General features: G+C 50.4%; 2 protein-coding genes. Both read right to left on the reverse strand.

Going from position 1 to position 2,284, the window contains the following annotated elements; all coding sequences use genetic code 11:
• Positions 1–88: 88 nt before the first annotated feature.
• Positions 89–454 carry a hypothetical protein gene (locus ACW4LP_RS12285; protein ID WP_415963344.1) on the reverse strand — a complete coding sequence of 122 codons (366 nt, stop codon included), beginning with the start codon at positions 452–454 and terminating at the stop codon, positions 89–91.
• Positions 451–1,995 carry a hypothetical protein gene (locus ACW4LP_RS12290; protein ID WP_147270690.1) on the reverse strand — a complete coding sequence of 515 codons (1,545 nt, stop codon included), beginning with the start codon at positions 1,993–1,995 and terminating at the stop codon, positions 451–453. The genes ACW4LP_RS12285 and ACW4LP_RS12290 overlap by 4 nt, the downstream gene beginning before the upstream one ends.
• Between the last annotated feature and the right edge of the window lie 289 nt (positions 1,996–2,284).

Below are 2,284 nucleotides of genomic sequence, written 5' to 3' on the forward strand. Positions count from 1 at the left end.
TAGCGGTACCGAGACAGCCTACTCGCGGTACCGCCTTTTGCTGATCGCCGGTACCAAGCCAGGTGATCGATGGTACCGCGAGAGGTTACTACTCACCTTCGAGAAGAATCACCTCCCTCGGCTCCTTAAAGGCCAGGAGGCTTGAGTCGTCATGAAAGCTCCTTGTTAGCTGCTTGCCCCAGTTGTCAGGATCCAGCCTCCATTGGAAAAGGTAGAAGTCGGAATCACGTGATTCGTGATTGTAGGCAGCGGAGGGGTTGTAGAGGTGATCCGGGTTGGCCACCGCCTCTTCAAGGGAAGTTGTATGCTTCTGCACTATCGCAGGAATCAGTTCGTCAGAGCTTTCCTGCGGCATAAAATCTGCAACGCGAAAATATTTGTAATAAGTTCTTTCGCCGTGGTTGTCTGCATGGACAATGCACACCGAATAGCGTTCGTTTTCAAAGTTATTCACGCCCGTCCGCCTGTCTTTCTCCGCAGCGCACGCTGCCTATCTGCGCCTCGCTGGCGTATCATCTTTCCGCTCTGCCTTGCTATGGCGAAGGCGACGTCATCAGGCGTTCCAGGCGCTATAGCCCCTTCAGCGGCGGCTATCTCCGCAGAATGGTTTATCAAAGGCTGCCCCAAGTCGAGCTTCTTTTCAAAAACAACCAGATAATCTAGGGAAGCCCCAAGTTTCTTTCTTACCTTGATAGCATTCAGGCGACCAGCCTCAAACGAACAGGAATTCTGGTCTTTTGTTATTCTGATTTTCTGAACGCTTCCATGCTTTCGATAGCTAACGACTTCGCACGGGTACGACAGATTAAGAACCCAGCATCCTTTGTCCAAGTAGATTCCTGGTTTGAGGTTGAGCTCGTGCAACCAGTCGTCTATCATCAAGTCGCTCGGGTGCAAAAGGATCGCAGAAGAAAACACCCAGTTGCGGGTTGTCACAAAACTTATTTTTGCGGTGTTCTTAAGGATCGCGAATCCGCTATTCCCTCCATCGACCTTTCTGAGAGGAACGGTTCTAATTCGATCTGAAGTATCGGCATTGGTATGGACATACAAGGAATTGTCGACAGAGGAGTTCATATCGGCTGCAAAGATGCAGCGCGATCCCTCAAACAAAGGAAGAAGCTCTCCGCCGCTCATTAAAGAAGGCGGCCAAAGCAGCTCCGGGGTGCCTCCAGAATCATCGACTTCGAAACCGCATGCTTCAAGATATTGCTTTCCTCGCGTCCATCGAGCATCCTCCTTGCTGAACCGGATTTCGAATACCACAAGTTTGAACATAGCCGTCCGCTTCCCGGCAATGCCTACCCTGCGCACATCCGTAAAGGATGAGCGTATCCGCTCATCCTCTTTCTCTGGGGCTAAGAGGAACAGGTCCGTCTCAAAAGGTATGGTATCGCCAATCTTCAGGCGCTTTCCCTGCCCTGCGTCGCTATCCCTCGTGAAAACCATCGCATTACGCGCATCCTCTGGATAGCCCCACGTGGAGCTCAGATCTAAGGATGAGCCAACAAGTCTAACCGAGGATCCACAACTCAGAGATATGTCTTCAAACGGAAGCTTTGTCAAGCCGGCCCAAAAGCGCTGGGCGTTTATACTGTAACATTTATGGCCGATTTTGATTTTCGCCCCTTCGCGCTCGAGCACGTAAAGATCTCTTTGGTCAAGGCTTCTGAAGCCGCCTTCAACAACGAAAACCCCTTCTCTAGAGCGCGATTTTCTTATGAACATCGGCATGGGTACGCGTTGGTAAGTGGTGAAGTAGCCGTAGCTATTCGCATAGAGTTCGCACTCGTGAGCTCTTTCGTTATTGCGCTCGTGCCTAAAATGGGGTGACTGCCTGCTTCCTGATGACATCGCAGCGGGAAACAGAGGTTGCCGGCATAGAGGGCAAATGAAGCTAATGCCCCAAGGGTTTCTTCCGTGAAATTCATTCTGGATTTCATTTGCGGAAACTAATTGCTCCTTTCCGCGCTGAATCTTCAGCGCTTTTTCCATGCTCTTGTCACCTCCTCAGTCCCCCACGACATCACTTCTGAAAGTGAGTTAGTCAAACGTGATTTCAGCTTGTTCAGTTGAATATCATACTTTGACATGGAATGTCTCCTCAGATACAAACCGGCTAAGGCACCATCTATCTCGACCTATGTTAAATCGCTCGCTGTTTTTATCGAAGCTTTTGATATCTTTGCCTCCTGCGCGCTTGTCCGATGATGATTCCGCGCGTCGCCGATACTCATTCCACGCGTTGCCGATAGCCTAAGGCTCTTTCCTCCTCCACTTCCTT

Source organism: Adlercreutzia sp. CNCM I-6215 (assembly GCF_977072315.1).